The sequence below is a fragment of the Koromonas soli genome (assembly GCF_059726265.1).
This window is the reverse complement of the sequence record NZ_AP040872.1, coordinates 3,181,813-3,202,337: the sequence shown is the minus strand read 5'-3', so window position 1 is coordinate 3,202,337 and position 20,525 is coordinate 3,181,813. Positions and strand designations below refer to the sequence as shown.

Here is a 20,525-nt window from a genome sequence, read left to right as displayed (position 1 = left end):
GCCATGTTTGTTTTGGCCCTTGCCTGCGCTCTTGTCGCGCCAGTCTCGGCTGCAAGTCGCAAAGCTGCGCCATCAAAGGTAACTTTCCCTCCGGATTTGCTGCTTGAGGGCGGTCGGAAGCTAGTGTTTGAACACAGCTTCCAGTCGGAAAAAGAGGTGCTCGGGAAACCTGGCTTTTGGACAAAAGTAATCAACTTCGTAGCCGGTGACCCGGACTACAAGAGGATGGTCCGTCCTTATAGTATTGCTGTTGACTCGCACGGCAGGGTAATCGTGACTGATCCCGGAGCAAAGGGTGTTCACATCTTCGACTTCGGGAAGCGTAAGTACAAGTTTATGGAACGTGCGGATAAAGACAAAGACGCGATGCTTGCACCTCAATGTGTCGCTCTCGATGCTGCCGACAATATCTATGTGACGGATTCGCAGACGGGAAAAGTCTTTGTCTATAACTCAGAAGGGAAGTTTCGTCGAGTTATCGGCAGTTTGAAGGGCGGCGAAGGTTTTTTCAAACGCCCCACCGGGATCGTGATCGACAAGTCCGATCAGCGCATTTACATAACCGATACGTTGCGTAACAAGGTGTTTGTTCTGGATATTCAGGGTACGGTATTGCAAAGCTTCGGCGCAGCCGGCGCCGATGATGCGCAATTCAACTTCCCTACTGAGGTCGCAATTTCGTCAGATACGGTCTCAGTCGTCGACGCAATGAACTTTAGGATTGAGAACTTTACGAAAGCTGGCCAGTTCAAATCGACAATCGGGGAGCTGGGCGACAGCGCCGGAAGTATGCTTCGCCCGAAAGCTATCGGGTTTGACTCCGAGGGGCATCTATACGTCGTCGATTCGCTGTTGGCAATCGTTCAAGTGTTTAACGCTGAGGGACAACTGCTCTACTATTTCGGCGGAAAAGGGAATGTCCTGGGTAAGTTCCAATTGCCTACAGGCCTGTTTATTGATCGTGACGACCGCGTCTATGTAGTCGACTCATACAACCGAAGGGTGCAGGAATTTCGATATTATGGGTTGCCAACCGGGGGGCAACGATGAAGGCAGCCTTCCTGGTATTTGTTTTAAGTTTGGGCTCAGTGTTTGTGGCTGCGCAATCGACAACGAGCACCGATGTTCTTGGCTCACACAACCTGTCGCAAAACGGAACTTCGCCAATTAAAGGCACACGTGATGCGTGCCTGTTCTGTCACGCTCCGCACTCAGGTGTTGGTGTTAAGAACACTCCTCTCTGGTCACAGACGCTTTCTCAGAAGCAGGACTACTCGCTATATAACAAGGATTTCAGCAAAACCATGGCGAACACGACCGTTCAGCCAATGGTGGGTGGTCCGAGTAATCTCTGCCTTAGTTGTCATGATGGAACGGTTGCTCCGGGGCAGAGCGTGCCTTATGGCAGCACGACCATGACTGGATCAATGAAGACGGCGGACGTGTTTGTAAACTCGTTGCAGTCCTCGCACCCGTTCAGCATGCAAATTACAAATGGGTTGGTCGATTCCGCCGACTTGGTCCCCAGCCTTTCTCAGTCCGGAACCACGGCAGACGCTCAGCATCAGGTGCAACTCATAAACGGCAATGTGGAGTGCACGAGTTGTCACAATCCGCATGTAGAGGGCATCGATAAGTACGCAAAGAATTTCCTTGTTCGTGACTCGTCATCAGGCCAGCTCTGCCTTTCTTGTCATGAACCTAATGCCCGGACCGTAAATGGTGCGAGCAATTCGCTGGCTCAATGGTCAACGAGCATTCACGCTACGGCGGGGAACGCGATTGCGAGTAGCAATGTGGGTTCGTATTCGACGATTGCGGCTAATGCGTGCAGCTCCTGTCACCTGTCTCACAATGCCGGATCCGGCCCGGGACTTCTGCGTACACCCGTACCGGCAGTGGCTGGGATGGATACTGCGACGCAGAACTGCATGACCTGTCACAATGGCGGTTCAAACATCTCGCCCGCAATACCGAATATCTATGCAGAGTTTGCGAAAAAGGGTGTTCAGGGTCAAGCGATGAGCCATCCTTTCCCGCAGGGGAGCAACACGCACGATGCTGCGGAAAGCGCCGTGTTGCCCGCGAACAATCGCCACGCCACGTGTGTTGATTGCCACAATCCGCATGGCTCTCTTCAGATAACAAATAGTTATCAAACTGCACCCACGATCCGGATCACCCAAGCTCAAGTGGTCGGTGTAAGCGCAAGTGACGGAGTCACCGTAGTCAATCCGGCGGTGAACCAGTATGAGAACTGCTTGCGCTGCCATGGGACGAGTTCTGGCAAGCCGACGGCATCAGCTTTTGGGTATTTTCCGAATCGGTTGTACACGGTTGCCGCAGACCCGTTCAACCTAATACCGCAGTTCACCAGCACGGCTGCTTCAAGTCACCCGGTATTCCATCAGCGCTCAAGTGCGTTGCCACAACCGAGCCTATTGAGTTCAATGCTCGGACTTGATGGCAAAACGCAAGTACGTGCAATGGGAACGCAGATCTACTGCACCGATTGTCATAACTCGGACGATAATCGCGAGTTTGGCGGAACAGGGCCAAACGGACCTCATGGTTCACAGTACGACCACATTCTGGAACGCCAGTACGTGGCAAGCCAAGTGGCTTCGGGGGCGAGTGCTGGTACCGCAATTCAGAATCTGAAGCCTTATCCGAACCTTGGGGCGGACTGTAGTTCGTCAGGGTGTTCGAGCCCTTATGCACTTTGCGCCAAGTGCCACGATCTGAATAATGTCGTTTCCAATGCCGTTGGAAGCTTCCAGCAACACGCAAGACACGTGAACGTGGACGGGTTCTCGTGCTCGGTGTGTCACACAGCACACGGAAGCCCCCAGGCGGGGAAATCGAGCCTCGTAAACTTCGATACCAATGTCGTAGCTTCCTACAGCGGCAATGCAATTACGTACGATTCAACGAACCAGAGTTGTACCCTGACGTGCCATAATCATGACCACAACGGATCCCACTAGTTCCCTCCAAGAAGCAGCCAATAGCGCAGCTCACTCACCTGCGACTTCGACAACCGCTGAGCCTGAAGCGAGAGGAAGGTCGCCACGTTCGCTGTGGAACTACGCAGTGCTGTATCTCGTGTTTACGGGTGCGGCAGTTTTGGGCATTTCGAAGCATACGGTGTTCGTGCAATCGGAGATATGGTTACACCTGCGGGCGGGAACTTGGATCCTGCAGAATCATGTGGTGCCGCGAACGGGGTTATTCTCGCAGTACTCGTCGTCACCGTGGGTAGACGTAAGTTGGGGGTTCCAGGCAATACTGGCACTCGCGTACAAGCTTGCTGGCCTGAAATCCTTTGTGATCATTGACGGGGTAGCCAGGATATTGTTCGCTATCGCCGCGTTCACGCTGGCAGGCGGGGTGAAACGATTCTGGACAGCCAGCATACTGTCTTGTTGCGGACAGTTTATTGTTGGTGGTCTCGAGCCGAATAAACTCATCTCGGCCGCGATCTTCATGTGGGTCCTCTTACTTCTGAAAAATCGTGGTGCTATGGACCGACGTGGAATCTGGTTACTGCCACTTTCATTCCTTGTGTGGGCCAACATCGGGCCAGAAGTAGTGGTCGGACTATCCGTCGTCGCTCTCTCGGCAGTTTGCATCGTGCTTGAATTAATCACCGCGGGGCAATCGTCGAAGCATGAGGCATCGATGGGGCGTTCTTCGATAGTGGCCGCGCTGTTGTGCTTTGTCGCAACACTTGTCACACCGGGCACATATCACTTGTGGCAAGCGGCGTTTGCAGATCTATACAGCAAGACATTGTTTGACCACTTCGCCACTATGAAGGCTCTGCAATTCAGGGGGGTAGAAGACTACCTGATATTGCTGCTCGCCACGTTGTGCTGGGCTGTTCTTGGGTACCGTCGCGAGCGGTCTCTGTTCCAGTATTTGCTCCTCATCGTCTCAATGGGGTTGGCATTCCGTATCCAGCGCGAAAGTTGGTGCCTGGTATCCGTCTGCATCGCAATCCTCTCCCCTGTCGCGTTTGCGCCCGAGCAAGAATGGCACGAGCTAGGGGCAAGTCACCTGAAGCAAGTGACAGCCACGGCACTTGCCGGGATATTTACAATCCTCCTAACTGCTCAGTGGCTTCCACAAGACGAACAGATACTGCGTAGATACGCACCTCACCTGCCAGTAGCTGCGTGTAATTACGTTCGCAGCGCGAGCCTGCCCGGCCCGATGTTCAACACCTACGAGTGGGGAGGTTTCTTGACTTGGTACTTGCCGCAGTACCCGACGGCCATAGATGGCCGCATCGGGCTTTATGGAAACGAACTCACAGATCAGTACTTCCAAGTCGTAAACGGTAAGGGAAGGCTGGAGAACAACCCGAGCTTTAGCGCGGCGCAAACAATTTTGATACCGAAGAACTCAGCGCTGGCAATCGCCTTGACCACACTGCCCAAACTAAAGCCATTCTTCAGCGTCGCATACCAGGATGAGGATGCGATTGTGCTCTTGCGAAACTGATGTTGGAGTTAGCCCTCAAGCTACGCGCTTGATGTTTCTAAAAGGGAGTGCTAACGCTGTGGGCGTAAACCGACGCAATTTCATCCCGATATAGCAGGCGGTAATTCGAATCCATCCCCAAAAGTACTGACAGGGGCATTTCGTTCTTTACCAGAACAATTCGCGAACCTTGGAGTACGGAGTCCTGCTGATACGGATCGTCGGTGTGCTCGACACGGATCTCTTTTGCGACAAACTCATCCCCGTACAGATCGTTACGCCCGTCCACGCTGACCGGCAGTTGCGGCATATACCAGGTTAAGAAGCCTCCGAAGTCGAAGCTGTTGAATATTGGCCCCTGTAGTCCTTTATCGCGAATGAAATCAGCCGCATTTGCGGGGAACTGCTCGCGAATGACATTAGCCAGGCCATTTTCGTTAAAGTCCGTATTCCTAGCGAGCAACATCAACAGAAGGCTGGAGGTGACCAGGACGGTTCCAAACTCAAGTGTAAGGTGACGGAGATCGATTGCTTTCCTCGCGGCAGGGAAGCTGTTCGCAATAACAAAAACAGAGACAATGCACAGAAACCATGCATCTCTGGTGGTGCGAAATGCTACAACCGAGGCAGCCGTGAGTAGAAGGGCCCCAAATAGATCGATTCGCCGGCGCCAACCGATGGCAAAGAAGCCCGCAGCCCCGATGAGCAATTCCGCATAGTGCTGAGGAAACTGGAAATTAAGGGGGAGTAGCTCCAGGATCAACGAATAAGTCGATTTGGCCTTCGCGTAGCCGAGGACAACCTCGTAAACGTGGAACGAATATGGGCCAATGAGAGTCGATGTGAAGGAGGCGAGCAGGATCGATATCAGCAATTTTGCGGGTGTCTCTCGCACCTCAGACGTTCGCTGCGCCCAGGCCTCTGGCAGTCTGCCCCGAAGCAAGTGAACCGAAACGTACACCCCCAAAGCAAAAAGACCATATACGAACTGAATGTGTGCGTTCGCCCAAATGAAGAAAAGGGCGGGAAGCCACCATAGCAACCTGCTGTTTCCTGTTCGCTGGGCTTCAAACAGTAACGTTAAAAGAACGCTGAACAGCGCCATGCTGATGAAAACAGGCCGAGGCATGATCGAGAAAAGAAATGAGTAGGACGCTGCGGAAGAGAGTATCAATGAGAGCCAGAATCGGCCGGAGACGCGCAGTATACCGAAGAACATCGCTACAGTAACGAGTATGGTCAACAGCGTTCCATATATTCCGACGCCGACAATTCCAAGAGCTTCGTAAAACTTTGCTAATAGAACTTCGTACCCCCAGCTATATGCCATCCATGGACGCGCTATTCCCGTGCGCGAAAGAATGCCGGTATGAGGTACGGCATGGCTCTTCAGTATCCATTGACCAACGGACAAGTGCCACCACACATCGAGGTCGAGAATGGAGTATTTCAAACTCATGCTGAACCCGCCGACGATAGCAATTAGCGCGACAAGCGCAGCCAGTTGCACGAAGCGCAGCTTTAGGAATCCTTGCAACTCTTGCCGAATACCCATGCAGACCTCTTATAAGAACTTAGACACGAGCCATTCCTGACTGAGCAATGGAGCAGGTGATGTCATCAAGATGTGTTTATTATCTACTACAGAGCAGCGGCTGGAAAGAAACATGTGGCTGGACGAGGAGGACGTCTCGTGCCAAAATGTGAGCACACCTATGTGCCCCCAAGGTAATTCCCTAACAGCCCAGCGACTTCGCTTCTGGTTGCCTCGACTGGCTTGCGCCATACTCGTGCCGACTCTCTTCTTTAGCCTTATCGAAGGCACGCTGAGACTGGCCGGAGTTGGGGCGCCGCTCGATTTCACCCGTCCATGTGTAGTGGACGGCCAGTTCAAGCTTTGCGACAACTACTTGTTTACGGCAGCATTCCTGCCTCCAGGAATGCTGCGTACTCCCCGGCCTTTTGCGATGGACGCAGAAAAGCGAGCAGGGGCTTATCGCGTGGTGATACTTGGGGAGTCTGCTGCGTACGGCGATCCGGATCCCGCGTACGGATTCAGTCGCTACCTGGAGTTAATGCTGCAGAGTAAATACCCGGGTGCTAATTTTGAAGTCATCAACACGAGCATCACTGCCACGAATTCGCACACAATGGTGCCGATCGTGCAGGAAATGTCGAAGCATGGCACCGACCTTTTCATCGCATACACCGGGAGCAATGAGGTCGTAGGTCCTTTCGGCGCAGGGACGGTGTTTACCGCGAAAGACCTTACGCTGCCAGCGGTCCGAGGAACGGTCTGGTTTAATCAAACAAGAATTGGGCAATTACTGAACCGCTATCGTGCATCAGACCCAAGTTCAAACCAGCAGTGGCGAGGGATGGAGATGTTCTTGTCTCAGCAGATCCCGAGCGATGCCCCTCAACTGGGAAGCGTATATAGCAACTTCGAATCAAACTTGCGCGATTCTGTGGGTATTGCACAGAAGCATGGCGCCAAGATGATTCTGAGCACTGTTGTGACGAACCTGAAGGACAATCCTCCTTTTGCGTCGGAACATCGTAAGGGGCTTAACGCTAAAGCGCTGAAGTCATGGGATGCTCTCGTGTCGAGGGCAAGTGAATTGGAGGTCTCGCAGGAGTATGCAGATGCACTAGATCTTTATCGCAGAGCGGAAAAGATCGATTCGAGCTATGCCGAACTGCAGTTCCGTATAGCGCGATGTCTACAAGCGCTCGGGGACTACTCCGAGGCTCAACGGGCTTTCAAGAACTCACGTGACCTCGATACACTGCGATTCCGCGCTGATAGTCGCATCAACGACATCATTAGACATGTTGCGAACAAATCCGGCGAGGGTGTCGCGTTAGTCGATGCCGAGTCTGTATTCTCCGAGGAGAGCCCCCGCAAAGTTGCAGGAAGTGAACTCTTGTGCGATCACGTGCACATGACTCCTGAAGGGAATTATTTGCTGGCTCGTCTGATGCTCGAGAGAATCGCAAATATGCTTCCGGCGGATATTCAGGCGAGAGCTAAGTTTGGAACGCTTGCCACGGAAGAAGAGTGCAATCGGCGGCTCGCACTGACTGGCTATGACCGCGCGCGTCTCGCATCCGAGAACCTGGACAGGATTAAGCGTCCACCCTTTACCAGCCAGATGAATCACGATGAGCAGGTGATGCACCTAGCTGCATCGCTCTCGACCCCGGAGACGATGGAAGAGACGCTGAAGCAGTATGAATGGGCTCTATCGCAGGCTCCAAATGACAACCTGCTTCACCTGAATCTCGGAAAGCTACTCATGCGCGTTGATAGAGACGCCGCATTGAATGAGTTCCGCCGCGCGTGTCCGTATCACGATGTACCCTTTGTCGCGCCAGACGGGACTTTGGTTCAATAGTTACTTTCGCGGTTTGCCTACCCGCTCTGCGGTTGCAAACATCTTCGCCACTGTGTCCATATCCTTGGGTTGGACCTTGCCAGGGGAAATGCGCATGTGACTGATATTTTCCAGCTCCAGCAACAGGTCGACCAGCGCCATTGAGTCAATAAGGCCGGACGAGACCAGCGGGGTATTCTCGTCAATGGTGATTCCTGGCTTGTTCAGGAGCTTTTGGATACAAGCAATCATCTGTTGTCTTTGTTCTGTCATAAATTCCTATACGTTGAGTTCTGCGTATTCAGATCGCAGTTTCTCGCGGGTGGCGCTTCGCGAGGGTTTTCCAGCAGTGCTTTTCACGATCCAGTAGGGTGGCTTGAGAATGATGGTGCGAGCAGCGACGCCAAGCGCCTCAACAACAGCCGTGCGGATCGCGTTCTCGATTATTCCGGAATCAGCAAGCAGCTCTTCGCGTTCTACTTCCGCTACAATGACAATCTCTTCGGTTCCAATGTTCGCGTTGTAGGCCCCAATTGCGACTACGCGTCCATCGTGGATCGCAGGATGAGTCGAAACGACTTCTTCAATGTCCTGCGGATACAGGTTCTCTCCTGCGACTATGAGGATATCTTTCTTTCGTCCGACTACGAAGAGCTCTTCGCCAAACATGAAGCCGAGGTCTCCTGTACAATACCAACCATCAGATAACGCTGGGTCCGTAAGGTCTTGTCGGTTGTAGTATCCGGTGAACATGCAATCGCTGCGCAAGAGAATCTCGCCAATGTGACCTTCAGGGAGCGCTTTCCCATCATCAGACACGATTCGAAGAGAAACATTCGACAGTAGCCGGCCTGAGGACACCAGGCACTCTGATCCCGGAGTGTCTTTCTCTACTTGGACTGCAAGCTTCTTTCGTCGCAAAGCCTCGGTGCTTACCCAGATTTCCTTCGGACTCTGCTGTAGCGCACTCTGGCTTACGGCAAAGACGTTTTCCGCCATTGCGTAGGAAGTCTGTAATGCATCAGGGCGTAGTCCAGACGAAGCGAACACCTCCTTGAACTCGCTCATACTGCTGGAACGAATCGGCTCGGAACAGTTGATCAGAGCGCGCAGTGATGAAAGATCATAGGTTGACCGTAGGTTAGCCGGAACCCGTCTAGCAAGAAACTGAAAGGCAAAGTTCGGCTGCCACGCGAGTGTGCATTTGTGCTCACTGATGGCGCGCAGCATGTACTGCGGGCGCATCACCCACTCCAGTGGAGACTGCATCACAATCGGTAGACCGTAGGCCATCGGCAGCATAAAACACGCGATTAGACCCATATCGTGGTACAGAGGAAGCCAAGAGTAGATGCGATCCATGTCGGGATCGATGCGCAACGCCCTAGCGAGTACGTTCAATTGTCGCAGTACATCGCCATGGCTCAGCGCAACACCCTTCTGAAGCCCTGTAGTTCCGGCCGAATGCTGCAGGAAAGCGCTACGGGAGGGGACAACGTTCGGCAAATCCAAGTCTGCGCCGACTGAGGGCAGTACATCACTGGTTCTTAGCAGGCGGGCACCATTGCTTATGGACACGTGTCCAAGCAAATCGTCGGGAAAATCGGCATCAATGACTACGGCTTTAGCCTGCAGGTTCTTGGTCACACCCGCCAGGCCCGAACGATACTTTGCGGGTTCAATCTTGAAATTCGGGTATGCCAAATAGCTTGGGACGGCTCCAATCATCATCGCTCCGACAAAAACAGCCATGGAGCAGATGCATTGAGGCATGATGATGATGACATTGTCGCCATCATTCACCGCATTGCGCCGGAGCATTGCACCTTGCGCAAGTGCCTGCTCGCGAAACTCGCCAAATGAAATGGCTTGATGCTCGTCTTCGTCGATCCAATTTGTAATGAAAGGACGGTCTGGACGTACACCCTCGAGCGCTTCAATCAGCGTTTCAAACTTCGGCATGCGACAGAGCTCAAGCTTAAGAGAGGTAGATTCTATTCCTAATATACACGAGCAGCTCAGGCGTAATATAATCAGAGCTTTCAGCCAGAGAAACTGGAAGTGTGCCGCACATTAGTGCCGGCGTACATATGGGTTGACGCCGTGTTTCAGATTGCAATCTATCTTGCGGTTTATTTGCTTTGCCTCATCGTTTGCAACAAAGTCTCTTCGGTAAGAGTTCGGCTACTGACAATGTTACTCGGTAGCTACTTACTTTACGCAACGTGGGGATACTGGTTTCTTGCAGTTCTTGTTGTTTCGACGCTCGGTAACTACTTCATCGGGCGTGTGCTCCGCCGTAATGAATCTGCTGCGATCTTGGCAGTCGGAATCGTTTTCAACGTTTCACTCCTTGCCACTTTCAAGTATTTGCCGGAAGTGAGCACAATGCTTCCCTTTTCGTCGCTGCAGAGATTTTCAAGTCTCATTATGCCTCTAGGTATCTCCTTCTGGACCTTTCAGGCGATGAGCTACCTCTTTGATCTGTATCGAGGAGAGGAAATCGATCCAACTTTGCCGGAGTTCGCTACGTACATGTCGTTCTTCCCGGTGGTTATCTCCGGTCCGGTTTGCCGAATGCCGGACATGTTGGAGCAGTTCCGCGCTGAGAGGCGCGCCTCCTTGGACGAGATAGGGAATGGACTGACTCGGATCGGGACGGGCTTCCTCATGGTTCAAGTGGCTCGCCTGCTTGGAGTGGGATTGTTGGGGAGTGGCGGGACAGTGCGCGGTTTCGACCAGATTACGGCATGGGGAGCAACGGACGTCATATTTCTAGCAACAGGATATGGCCTGCAGCTCTTCTTTGATTTTGCTGGATATACGCACATCGTTGTTGGAACTGCGAAGACCCTGGGATTTACGCTGCCAGAGAACTTCGATCGTCCGTTCGCATCCACCACGCCGTCCGTCTTCTGGACTCGTTGGCATATGTCTCTCTCGTTCTGGATTCGCGATTACGTTTTCCTGCCGATGGCGATGATGCGGCGAGAAATGTGGTGGCGCAATTTTGTGCTTTTTGCATCGATGGTTCTCTTCGGCGTGTGGCACAAAGCCACCATTCTGTTTCTCGTGTGGGGAGCGTATCACGGTGCATTGTTGGTATTACACAGGGGCGTTCAGCAGCTTTCGCGGAAATTGAATCTCGATTTTGATGCACCAATCTGGACCCCAATCTCATGGTTATTGACTACCGGTCTTGTCATGCTTGGCTGGATTTTGTTCCGGGCAAACTCGACCGATCAGGCATTGAGTATGTTTGGCGCTCTTGTGACGCCTGCAACCTATGAAGTTCACGCAATGAGTTCGCGGTTCTATCTTTTAATGCTGGTTGTGGCAGTTGGGTACGGTTGCGTATTGCTTTTCAGGGATGCACTGAACGAAGCCTCCGAAGCGGGCGCAGGCAACGACTTCATGACTCTTCTAGCGAGACATCGCTGGTATTGGATACCTTCCCTCTACGTGATCGGTTTGCTGATTGTTTTCATTCTCAGCATAGGTGCGAGCAGTAACACCGCAGAATTTATGTATAGAGCGTTTTAACTTGCGATGAGCGTGGGCGTTCTCGCGCACAAAGATGCGTGAGAAAGCCAAAGTCACTCAATGTGCGTGGTCTGACCCAAGCGTCGAGTATGCGCATGTGACTCGAACAGAATGCCAAGGCGTGTTTTAGAGGCTTTGGAAACCGAAATGCAAGTACCTATCAGATGCAGACACATGATCGGACCGACATTAGGGCAACTCACGTCCTGATATCGCATTGATGTGCAGGATGGTTGTCGAGGCCCACGCGTCTGAACTGACTGGCAAATTCATAGGAGTTACGAGCAATGGATAGCAAACCTTCTAGCCCTGAAGCGGCTCCCGAATGGACTTCTACCAAGGTCTATACATTAGGTTTTATCAGCCTTGTGCTGGGGATCCTCCTTGGAGCCTTGTTCCACGGTCCGGCTCAGGGGACTCAGGGAGCGGCGGTAACGCAACAGATTACGGCGAACGCTCAGCCTGGTATGCCGACACAAGCGGCACCGATGCAAGTGCCTGACAATCCGATTTTTGAAAAGGTAAAGAGCGATCCAAACAACTTCGAATTGCTGTCGCAAGCCGGCGTCGTGGCGATGAAATCAGGAAACCCTAAGCTTGCAATTGGTTACTATGAGCGGGCATTGAAGGCTAAGGAAGATGCTGAGGTTCGCACCAACCTGGGCAATGCGTACTTCAGAGCAGGAGATCCGGACCAGTCTCTACAAGAGTTTGCAATTGTCATCAAAGCGGATCCTAAGAATGGAGATGCCCTTTACAACACAGGTGTAGTACGCCTGATGGGTAAAAATGATCCGAAAGGTGCGATTGAAGCTTGGCAAACCTTTCTAAAATACAATCCCGACAGCCCTCATAAAGCGCAAGTTGTGCAGATGATTGAGAAGGTAAAGAACCTCGCAAAATCGTAGTTCGGGATCAATATTGGGGCGTCGCAGAATGCACGCCCCATTTCGTTTGAGAGTGAGTCGAGAGGTCCAGCGAGTCGTGCTACTCCTCTCGCACATTTGGAGTTTCGCGCCACTGTTCCCGTCCTGCCTCGGTCCCTCTCAGCCAAAGATTTCTGATCGCATTTCCGCCGGAACTGATTTAGCGCTGCTGTGACTGTTATCACAAAGAATATGGAATAGGCGGGAATAAGCTTGTGTTTACCTGAGAATTGAATCCGTGATGTGTTGGATGGCTCAAAGACGACCTGGTGCAGTCTCCAAGCGCGAGATTAAATAATCATGAGCGAATACACGCGAAAAGGTGCCGGGAAATGGGCGAAATGCCCCATTTTGCATGGCTCAGGTTGAAAGTGTCCGAGTCCTTTCAGGGACTTAGGGCGGGGCGGGACAGATGGCCCAAGGCTTGCAATTCGGATTCTAGATTTTGGAAAGTAGGTAGCCCTCGATGGGTTTCAAGTCTGTTTGGAGCAAGGTGTATCAGACGCTCGCTTCCGTGCGTACGGGTATCCTTCTTATCATTGTCGTTGGTATCTTCTCGGCTGTGGGTACAGTTGTGTTGCAGCGGCCCACCTCAGAGCCTGAGGATTTGCAGAAGGCCTATTCGCCTGAAACGCTCGCGTTATTGGACCGGCTTGGCCTGACTGATATTTTCCATGCCTGGTGGTTCCTTGTTCTGTTGTGCCTATTCTGCGTATGTCTGATTTTCGTCTCCATTGATCGTTGGCCGAATGCTTGGAAACTCTATTCGAAACCGATCCGGTTTGCGCCTCCTTCGTTCCGTCCGAGCCTACCCGAGCAAGTGAAGCTTCCGGCGAAGGATGAATCAAAGGTTTTTTCGATCACACAGAGTGTGCTGAGCCGTTTTGGGCTCAAGCCGTCAGAGGTCTCCGAGAACGGGGCCCGCGGGCTATTTGCTCAAAAGCAGCGATTCTCTGTTTTTGCCGTGTTTATCGTTCACCTCAGCCTTCTGTTTATCTTCGCCGGATACATCCTAGACGGTATCGTTGGCTATCGAGGCAACATCATGGTGCCTGAAGGTGAAGCCCGCAACCAGATCACGTTGCGCGATGACAAGGGCGGACAATCGAAGAAAACCATTCCGTTCCTTATCCGCTGTGACGGAGCCGGCGAGGAAACCTACGCTGACGGCAGCCCCAAAAAGTGGTGGTCGAAGTTGACGATTCTTGAGGATGGAAAGGAAACGGTTCAGAAGACGATCATCGTCAACGACCCCCTGACCTACAAGGGACTCCGACTCTATCAATCGAGCATGGGACAATCAGGCACCCCAAAGACATTGACTGTGACTGCCACCCCGACCAAGGCTGGGGCCCCCGAGGTAGTGGAGATTCCACTTAAGGGCTCGGCAAAATTGAGCGACGGAGAAACCCTTAGCATCCTGCGCTGGGTTCCGGATTACTACGTTCAGGACAACGAGGTTTACAACAAGTCTGAAGACCCAGAGAACCCTGCTGTGCAGTTCGGCCTCACCGATGCGAGCGGTAATACCAAAAAGCTCTGGATTCTGTACTCGCAGATGAACAGCACCAAGGGACAGAATGCGCCATACGAACTCGCGCTCAAAAGTGCTACGTGGTCGAAGTACACGGGCTTAGAGGTCTCGCATCAGCCTGGTCAGTTTGGTATCTGGGCTGGCGTTGTCCTGATGGCCTTCGGTTTGGTGATTGCCTTCTACTCGCAGCACGTGCGCGTCTGGGCGGCGGTTGTGGACGACGGCAAGGGCGGAAAGTTGCTGTGGGTTGGTGCCACCAGTAACAAGAATCGCGATCGCTTGAAAGCAAAGTTTGCCGAAATCAAGGCGGCGCTTGAGCAGGAATTGGGTAGCGAAGCCGGTTCTAACTCGAACGAAAAAGTTGAAGAGATTACGCTGACCAAGGCCTAGAGCCGAGGGTGAACGCAGGAGTCATAAAGCTATGCAAGACGTACAAGTAGAGGCACAGCAACGGCAGGCGACAGGTTCCGTTCTGCTGGCTCTAGTGGGACTGGGAATTGCCTTCGCGCTGATCGTTGCGTTACTGGCGGCGGCGAAGGGTCACACCGGGCCGATCTACGGCGAGTCCAATATGCTGTACACGGCGCTGGTGCTGTATGCAGGCGCGGCCACGTTGTACATGGGTTACGGCGTAGCCGGGATCGAACGCTATGTCAAGATCGCGTCTCTCCTGACCATTGCTGGATTCGTCGCGAACACGGCCGCCGTGGCACATCGCTGGTCGGTAGCAGGTCGTCCGCCGTTCTCGAATATGTACGAAATGCTGTTGAGTTTCGTCTGGACGCTGGCACTGCTGACGGTGATTGCTGAGAAGGCGTACAAGGTCAAGATCATTGGCTCGATCACGATGCCGATTACGGTAGTGTCGGTCATTCTGATGCAACTGCTGCCGAGCGATGTCCGCCCGCTGGTTCCGGCGCTACAATCCACTTGGTTGCAGGTACACGTGACGTTGGCGATGCTGTCGTATGCGGCGTGCGCGGTGAGCTTCGCACTAGCAATGATGTTCTTGATACAGGACGACATGAAGACCGAATCGTTCCAGGCGCTGACGTCGGCCGGAATGGTTGCCGTTTACGCTGGAATCCTCATCACCCGCTTCCGCTCTGGCGCGCTGGCGGTGACGGCTTACGACATTCAACAAAAGACCGAAGTCATGATTTCACGAGGCCATCCGTTGTTTATCCGGATCCCCGACTTGGGCTGGCTCTATTTGTTGGTGCTCGTTTCGGCATTGGCTCCCTTGGCGCTGTATATCGTCGCGCAGGTTAAGAGAGACCACTCGTTGTTCGATGTTGCCAGCAAAACGATGTTCGTGACCATCATGCTGCAGGCCGCAGGAACGGCAATCTTCATCGCACGCGTCAAGAATGGACACTATACTGCGCCGGAAGCTGAGGGACTGTTCACGACGGCGCTTGCGGCCAATCCGTTCCTGTTGGCGGGCATGGTCGGCGGAATCATCGCGGGCTTACTGTACCTGCTCTTGTTGTGGCGCCGCGAAGGGTTGCAGAAAATGATGCCTTCGTCAGACGTGCTCGACAACGTGACCTATAAGATCATCTGCATTGCATTCCCGCTGCTGACCCTGATGATCGCAGCCGGCGCCTACTGGGCCAACCAGGCTTGGGGCAGCTACTGGAGCTGGGACCCGAAAGAAACCTGGGCAGCGATTACGTGGCTGGTGTATGCCGGATATCTGCACATGCGCATCACCCGCGGCTGGAAGGGACGTCGCGCCGCATGGTTTGCTATCCTCGGCTTCGCGGTCGTGATATTTACGTTCTTTGGAGTAACTTACCTGTTGCCCGGCCTTCACGCCTACGCGGCAGGCTGATGTAGTTTCACAAGTCAGAGGCGCCCTCGTGGCGCCTCTTTTTTGTTTAAGGATGTTGCGCCTCGGTAGCTGTAGGCGAGTTGGACGGAGCAATTGTGTCCTCTGGCGCATTGACGCCGAAATCCCACGCATAGCTGTTCAACTGCTTAGGGTCGAGCATTTCGATTACGGCATATTCCCCATTTCTTAGCGGTTCCACGGGAGTGAGTTTCAGCCATCCTTCACGGAACTCCTCAATCTTGACGGGCACCGATGACTGGGAAGCGGTTTGCTTTCCTGCGAGCGAAACAATCACGTTGCCCATTACGCGAGATGTCTTGGTGGGGACGAGTGGAACAATGCGAAAACGGCTGACAGGTGGCACATCCGACGCAGTGATCTTGATGAATATTGTGGGCTTCGCGACGTGAACGCAGCGTCGCGCGCGGGGTCCTTTCAGTTCAAGATGTTGCTTCAGCCTACCGCTGCGCGTAATAGACGAGTGGAAGACGCCGGAGTTGTCGCTGGTGAGCACGCCCTGTTCTTGACTCAGTTCCAACAGTAAAGGCACGCCGGAAACATGATCAAGCACGAGAACACCGCCTGCCTTGGGTAGTTTCAGGTCGGGGGCAATCTGCAGGGGGTCAGGCGCAGACGTTTCCTCTGCATCTTCGCCCGGGATGGGAGGCTGTGGACGTGAATTCCAATTCTCGGTGGCGGACCAGTCAACGAGTTCGCTCGGTAGCTCTTCCCAATCGTAGCGAACCCGACTGAAATACCGCACACGGTCTCCGCTGACCTCATATTTCGTGATGTCCTGCCAGGTGCCATCCTTCAGAATCAAACGCTTACCGCTCTGAGCGGCTGCCCAGCTCACAAGCAGCAGTGCTATCGTCGCGATCCATGCGGTGCGAGAGCGTGTTTGTCGGATCTGTGTTGAGCTCAGGCCCATCTCTTATTCATTGGACTGCAAATTGTAACGCGGGGGAATGCCGAAATTTCAAATGTTGCTAGTGATGAAATTCGCACTGAGACTGTGTGATTTGGCCCTTGTACATTCGATTGCGAGAGCTGAAGACCTTGGACCCACGCTCGAGGTTTATATCCGCAGGGCCAAAACTGATCTTGGACACTGGAAATGGAAATGCAATTGTACTGAGCATCTCGTGTAAACCGATTTCGTCTCGATTGTTGGTGGTTTTTGATGAGCAGGTTCAGTAGTACTCGCAGGGTCGTCGTTCGACCGCTTTGTGTTGGCTTGTTGACTGTTGGCGTTCTCTGCCCGGCAACTTCCTACGGTGCATGGAAATCGCATCACTCCAAACAGGCGTCGGTAGAACCGGGTTCACCGACGCGCGTGTTCCCTCGTGTTTCGTTGGCGTCGGGGAGGCAGTTGGAGTACTTGGGTGCGTTCTCCTATGACGGAAAGTACAAAGCGCTCTCCAAGCTCGACTTATTCGTCGATTCACTTAAGAATGCCAGCGCGGGGGACAACACGCCACGGGAGAAGCCAGAAGAGCAGTTGAAGAAGCAGGACGAGATGCGGAAGCAGGTTCCTCCCGCCGTCGAACTTCCTCGTAATGAGAGGCAGGTAGAGGACTTCCAACCGCCCGAGCGTGCAGCCAAAGTAGCAAAACCGCATTCGCTGTTTGCAAATCTCCGCGATTCCATCGTTTCGCTGCCCTACGGAGCGGAGCAGGTGTTGATCTCTCCCGAGTACGTGACGACGGATTCACGAGGCCGCGTGATCGTAACTGACACCAGCGGTGTGCACGTGCTGGCATTCAACTCCAAAGAGTCGTTTCAGATCGTAGGCGGTCCGGGACGACGACTGCAATCGCCCGGCGGAGTTGCTGTGGACGCTGAAGATAATCTCTATGTGTCCGACAGCGAGCGCGGCATCATTCTGGTGTATGACTCTGAAGGCGCGTATCTGCGGACGCTCGGCAATATCGAAGATGAAGGCACTTTTGAGAGTCCGACTGCGCTGGCTCTTGATCAGGCAGCAAAGCGGCTCTATGTCGTTGATGCACCTCGCCACGCCGTGTTCATCCTCGACCTGAATGGAAAGTTGCTGGGGAGAGTCGGGTCGGCGGCCGTGGATGAGAATGGGTTCAATGTACGTTCCGGTAATCCCAATCCTGACGGTTTCGAAGCCCCAGAAGCTCTGTTCATTGGCAATGGTGAAATCCTGGTTTTGGACGGTACGCGAGTGCATGTCATGACGCTTGAGGGCAAGCGCGTTCGGGAATTCACGATCGACTATGATTCCAGAGCGAATGCAGGGCGTCCTCGAGGAGTGTTCATGGATGCAGCAAACCATGTGTTCGTCAGCAATCCTGTAGCGGGAATCGTGCGGGAGTACGACGAGAAAGGTGCGGCGGTCGGAGCATTCGGGCAGCCCGGATTGCGCTCGGGTGAGTTCCTGGGACCGTCGGGCATGTGGGCTGACGCCGAGGGGCGGATCTTCATCGTGGATGCGCGTAGGGTTCAGGTTTTCAGGTTGAGCCGCCCAAACTAGTTCGGAATACAGATAAAAGGCCGTCGCATCTCGCGCCCGCCTTTTTCTGTTCGCTGAAGGAATTAGGCAACGCGGTCGGGACTGACTTCCTGTTGAGCTTGGCGGCCCGCTTTTTCCCGTTCAATCTTGCCTGCAGGGCGGTGCTCGGGAGGCTCCTGTTGCTTTGTTTGGCCCGTCCCGGCGCGCTCAATAACGGCGTTGATTTCGCCGCCCACCAGCATGGCAAGCCCGGTGACATAAAACCAGAGGAGGAGAATCATCACGGCGCCGAGCGCTCCATAAGTGGCGCTGTAGCTATTGAAGAAGTGTAAATATAGTCGAAGCCCAAAAGAGACCGCAATCCAAAGCACCACTCCAACAACGGCGCCCGGAGTCACCCAGTGCCACTTGGGGTGCTCGACGTTGGGTGCGAAGTAGTACACCATCGAGTAGGACAGCAGCAGAAAGGCAATTGCGACAGGGTACTGGAGAATCTGCCAGACCGGCTTCAGTGTGCCTCCACCTAGTATGTCTGCTACGTGGCTGCCAGCCACAACAATCACGACTGCGACAAATATGAGGACTCCAAGCGCGATAGTGAGAGCCAGGGCTATGGCGCGCTGCTTAATCAACGAACGTCCCTCTTTGACTCCGAATACGACGTTCAGAGTGTCCATCAGGGCAGCCGTTCCAGAAGAGGCAGAGAGCAGGGCAAAGAGCACGCCGAAGGTGAGCTTACCGCCACCGCTGGCTTGCAAGGCAGTGTGCAGCGTCTGGTTCACAAGCCCGGCTGCCGAGGAAGGCATCGCGCGTGTAATGTAGCCGGCCAGGTTCTCGGCTATTGGCGAGCCGGGGCCGGCAAATACGCCTATCATTGCGGTCAGGAAGATTCCGAGCGGAAATACCGAGAAAAAGAAAAAGTAGGCGAGCTGGCCAGCGCGGCCCAAAACATCGTCATCGTTTATGCCTTGCCAGACTTTCAGGACAAGTTCCTTGATCGTTAGGCCGCCGCCTTTCCACGGCGAATCTTGCTTGCGTATAGCAACGGGTGTGGAGGACATGGCGTTTTAGAAGCTCGATCGGATGACAGGTTTGTCCAAAGGGGCGCGCGTCGCAGCGGTAACGAGGACGTGCCATTTCGTGTCGATTTGGACGTCGCTGCGGGCGAGATTCCTGGAGTCGGGCGCAATTCAGTTTGCAATTTGCAACCGCTCCCCGATAATTCAAATATGTGTGGTGCACGGAGGATGGTCAGGTGAGACCAGTCGGAATGAACTGGCAGGTGAAGACCTTGTGGCCAGTGGCACTCGTGCTGCTCATGGGGTTGCTGCTGTTCGTGCTGGTCACGCTGACGCTGCAGGATCCGCTACGCAATCGAGTGTTGGCCGTCGCAGTGGCCGGTGCGGTAACCATCTGCGCCGTGCTGTTCATGGTGCTGGCCGTCATGATCCAGCGTCCCTTGGCTGAGTTGCAGAACAAGATCGCCCAAGTTCGTGCCGGCGACCTGTTCGTGAATGTCGATTTCGCCGACCGCAATGATGAGATTGGCGACTTGGGCCGGCATTTCAATGAGATGGTTCGACAGTTGCGCGAGAGCCGCGAGGAGATCCAGCGCCTGCATCGAACCCAAATGTCACGTGCCGAGCATCTAGCGACCTTAGGCGAGATGGCGGCTGGACTGGCTCACGAGATTCGTAATCCGCTGGCCGGAATTGCCGGCGTGATCGAGATTGTAGGGCGCGATTTACCTGCGAACTCGGCTGCCCGGTCGGTAATGGGTGAGGTGAAGCACGAAATCGTTCACATCAACAAAATCGTGAGCGAGTTGCTCGAAATCGCACGTCCGAAGCCACCCGCTTTCCAGGTTGGAGACCTGGCCGCAGTGGCACAGCATGCAGCGCTGTTTGCGCGAGAACCAGCAGCAGCGAAGAAAGTGCATCTGGAGATCGTAGAAAATGAATCCATCCCGAAGCTGGAGTTCGACAATGGCCAAATCCATCAGGTTTTGTTGAATCTATTGCTGAATGCAGTGCAGGCGTGTCCGGAAGGCGGGAGCGTGCGGGTGGAGTTTTCGTCGGATGAAAATTCGGTGAAGCTAAAGGTGAGTGACACGGGACAGGGGATCTCGCCGCAGGTACTTCCCAATATTTTTCGGCCATTTTTTACCACGAAAGGCAATGGCACAGGTCTGGGACTCTCGCTCGTGCGGCGCATCGTAGAAGATCACGGCGGCACCATCGATGCCGAAAGCGAGCTGGGCAAAGGAAGCGTTTTCACTATGGTGCTGCCTAGAACCAGGCCTGTAGACTAAGACAACGGAGTTGCGAAATTCGGAGTCCACGAG

At 53.7% G+C, this 20,525-nt stretch carries 15 protein-coding genes; 10 read left to right on the top strand and 5 right to left on the bottom strand.

Translation table 11 applies throughout. The features are described 5' to 3' along the window. Positions 1 to 3 precede the first annotated feature (3 nt). From AC6IY8_RS13935 to AC6IY8_RS13925, 3 genes are all read left to right on the top strand, one after another. The gene (locus tag AC6IY8_RS13935) at positions 4 to 1,050 is read left to right on the top strand and encodes a 6-bladed beta-propeller (protein ID WP_497775130.1); all 1,047 of its coding nucleotides are present in this window, start codon (positions 4 to 6) and stop codon (positions 1,048 to 1,050) included. Then, entirely contained in the window at positions 1,047 to 2,987 is a 1,941-nt protein-coding gene (locus AC6IY8_RS13930) for a cytochrome c3 family protein (protein ID WP_497775129.1), read from the top strand. Before AC6IY8_RS13935 ends, AC6IY8_RS13930 begins: the two co-directional genes overlap by 4 nt. A 535-nt stretch (positions 2,988 to 3,522) precedes the next feature. Next, entirely contained in the window at positions 3,523 to 4,506 is a 984-nt protein-coding gene (locus AC6IY8_RS13925) for a hypothetical protein (RefSeq protein WP_497775128.1), read from the top strand. A 37-nt stretch (positions 4,507 to 4,543) separates the two neighbouring features. Here AC6IY8_RS13925 and AC6IY8_RS13920 read toward each other — a convergent pair whose 3' ends face one another. Further along, positions 4,544 to 6,040 (bottom strand): hypothetical protein, encoded by a 1,497-nt coding sequence (locus tag AC6IY8_RS13920; RefSeq protein WP_497775127.1) that lies wholly within the window; start codon positions 6,038 to 6,040, stop codon positions 4,544 to 4,546. 235 nt (positions 6,041 to 6,275) lie between these two features. Here AC6IY8_RS13920 and AC6IY8_RS13915 point away from each other — a divergent pair, with 235 nt between their 5' ends. Beyond that, positions 6,276 to 7,883, top strand: a complete 1,608-nt coding sequence (locus AC6IY8_RS13915) for a tetratricopeptide repeat protein (RefSeq protein WP_497775126.1) — start codon at positions 6,276 to 6,278, stop codon at positions 7,881 to 7,883. Here the strand turns inward: AC6IY8_RS13915 and AC6IY8_RS13910 are convergent, their stop codons facing one another. After that, positions 7,884 to 8,135 carry an acyl carrier protein gene (locus AC6IY8_RS13910; RefSeq protein WP_497775125.1) on the bottom strand — a complete coding sequence of 84 codons (252 nt, stop codon included), beginning with the start codon at positions 8,133 to 8,135 and terminating at the stop codon, positions 7,884 to 7,886. It lies immediately after the preceding gene. Positions 8,136 to 8,141: 6 nt separating this feature from the next. Next, complete coding sequence (locus AC6IY8_RS13905) at positions 8,142 to 9,824, bottom strand: AMP-binding protein (protein WP_497775124.1); 1,683 nt, start codon at positions 9,822 to 9,824, stop codon at positions 8,142 to 8,144. A 231-nt stretch (positions 9,825 to 10,055) separates the two neighbouring features. Between AC6IY8_RS13905 and AC6IY8_RS13900 the strand changes: the two genes are divergently transcribed. The 4 genes from AC6IY8_RS13900 to ccsA all read left to right on the top strand — a co-directional run bounded on the left by AC6IY8_RS13900 (position 10,056) and on the right by ccsA (position 15,702). Beyond that, positions 10,056 to 11,405, top strand: coding sequence for an MBOAT family O-acyltransferase (locus AC6IY8_RS13900; RefSeq protein ID WP_497775123.1), 1,350 nt, complete (start codon positions 10,056 to 10,058; stop codon positions 11,403 to 11,405). 287 nt (positions 11,406 to 11,692) lie between these two features. Next, on the top strand, positions 11,693 to 12,313 hold the full coding sequence (locus tag AC6IY8_RS13895; protein WP_497775122.1) for a tetratricopeptide repeat protein: 621 nt from the start codon (positions 11,693 to 11,695) through the stop codon (positions 12,311 to 12,313). A 484-nt stretch (positions 12,314 to 12,797) separates the two neighbouring features. After that, positions 12,798 to 14,255: a cytochrome c biogenesis protein ResB gene (gene resB / locus AC6IY8_RS13890; protein WP_497775121.1), complete on the top strand. Its 1,458-nt coding sequence runs from the start codon at positions 12,798 to 12,800 to the stop codon at positions 14,253 to 14,255. A gap of 31 nt (positions 14,256 to 14,286) precedes the next feature. Beyond that, positions 14,287 to 15,702, top strand: a complete 1,416-nt coding sequence (ccsA, locus tag AC6IY8_RS13885) for a cytochrome c biogenesis protein CcsA (protein ID WP_497775120.1) — start codon at positions 14,287 to 14,289, stop codon at positions 15,700 to 15,702. Between the two features lie 46 nt (positions 15,703 to 15,748). Here the strand turns inward: ccsA and AC6IY8_RS13880 are convergent, their stop codons facing one another. Then, positions 15,749 to 16,633 (bottom strand): hypothetical protein, encoded by an 885-nt coding sequence (locus AC6IY8_RS13880; protein ID WP_497775119.1) that lies wholly within the window; start codon positions 16,631 to 16,633, stop codon positions 15,749 to 15,751. Between the two features lie 450 nt (positions 16,634 to 17,083). On the opposite strand from AC6IY8_RS13880, the gene AC6IY8_RS13875 reads away from it, so the two are divergent. Then, positions 17,084 to 18,202 carry an NHL repeat-containing protein gene (locus AC6IY8_RS13875; protein WP_497775118.1) on the top strand — a complete coding sequence of 373 codons (1,119 nt, stop codon included), beginning with the start codon at positions 17,084 to 17,086 and terminating at the stop codon, positions 18,200 to 18,202. A 62-nt stretch (positions 18,203 to 18,264) separates the two neighbouring features. On the opposite strand, the gene AC6IY8_RS13870 is transcribed toward AC6IY8_RS13875, so the two are convergent. Next, positions 18,265 to 19,242 carry a YihY/virulence factor BrkB family protein gene (locus AC6IY8_RS13870; RefSeq protein ID WP_497775117.1) on the bottom strand — a complete coding sequence of 326 codons (978 nt, stop codon included), beginning with the start codon at positions 19,240 to 19,242 and terminating at the stop codon, positions 18,265 to 18,267. Positions 19,243 to 19,436: 194 nt separating this feature from the next. Between AC6IY8_RS13870 and AC6IY8_RS13865 the strand changes: the two genes are divergently transcribed. Then, complete coding sequence (locus tag AC6IY8_RS13865; RefSeq protein WP_497775116.1) at positions 19,437 to 20,492, top strand: sensor histidine kinase; 1,056 nt, start codon at positions 19,437 to 19,439, stop codon at positions 20,490 to 20,492. Positions 20,493 to 20,525: the final 33 nt, after the last annotated feature.

What these genes read in the sequence shown, in the direction of transcription:
- AC6IY8_RS13920 (WP_497775127.1), bottom strand. Translation starts at nt 6,040, where the DNA reads ATGGGTATTCGGCAAGAGTTGCAAGGATTCCTAAAGCTGCGCTTCGTG.
- AC6IY8_RS13910 (WP_497775125.1), bottom strand. Translation starts at nt 8,135, where the DNA reads ATGACAGAACAAAGACAACAGATGATTGCTTGTATCCAAAAGCTCCTG.
- AC6IY8_RS13895 (WP_497775122.1), top strand. Translation starts at nt 11,693, where the DNA reads ATGGATAGCAAACCTTCTAGCCCTGAAGCGGCTCCCGAATGGACTTCT.
- AC6IY8_RS13880 (WP_497775119.1), bottom strand. Translation starts at nt 16,633, where the DNA reads ATGGGCCTGAGCTCAACACAGATCCGACAAACACGCTCTCGCACCGCA.
- ccsA (WP_497775120.1), top strand. Translation starts at nt 14,287, where the DNA reads ATGCAAGACGTACAAGTAGAGGCACAGCAACGGCAGGCGACAGGTTCC.
- AC6IY8_RS13870 (WP_497775117.1), bottom strand. Translation starts at nt 19,242, where the DNA reads ATGTCCTCCACACCCGTTGCTATACGCAAGCAAGATTCGCCGTGGAAA.
- AC6IY8_RS13925 (WP_497775128.1), top strand. Translation starts at nt 3,523, where the DNA reads ATGGACCGACGTGGAATCTGGTTACTGCCACTTTCATTCCTTGTGTGG.
- AC6IY8_RS13905 (WP_497775124.1), bottom strand. Translation starts at nt 9,824, where the DNA reads ATGCCGAAGTTTGAAACGCTGATTGAAGCGCTCGAGGGTGTACGTCCA.
- resB (WP_497775121.1), top strand. Translation starts at nt 12,798, where the DNA reads ATGGGTTTCAAGTCTGTTTGGAGCAAGGTGTATCAGACGCTCGCTTCC.
- AC6IY8_RS13900 (WP_497775123.1), top strand. Translation starts at nt 10,056, where the DNA reads ATGTTACTCGGTAGCTACTTACTTTACGCAACGTGGGGATACTGGTTT.
- AC6IY8_RS13930 (WP_497775129.1), top strand. Translation starts at nt 1,047, where the DNA reads ATGAAGGCAGCCTTCCTGGTATTTGTTTTAAGTTTGGGCTCAGTGTTT.
- AC6IY8_RS13935 (WP_497775130.1), top strand. Translation starts at nt 4, where the DNA reads ATGTTTGTTTTGGCCCTTGCCTGCGCTCTTGTCGCGCCAGTCTCGGCT.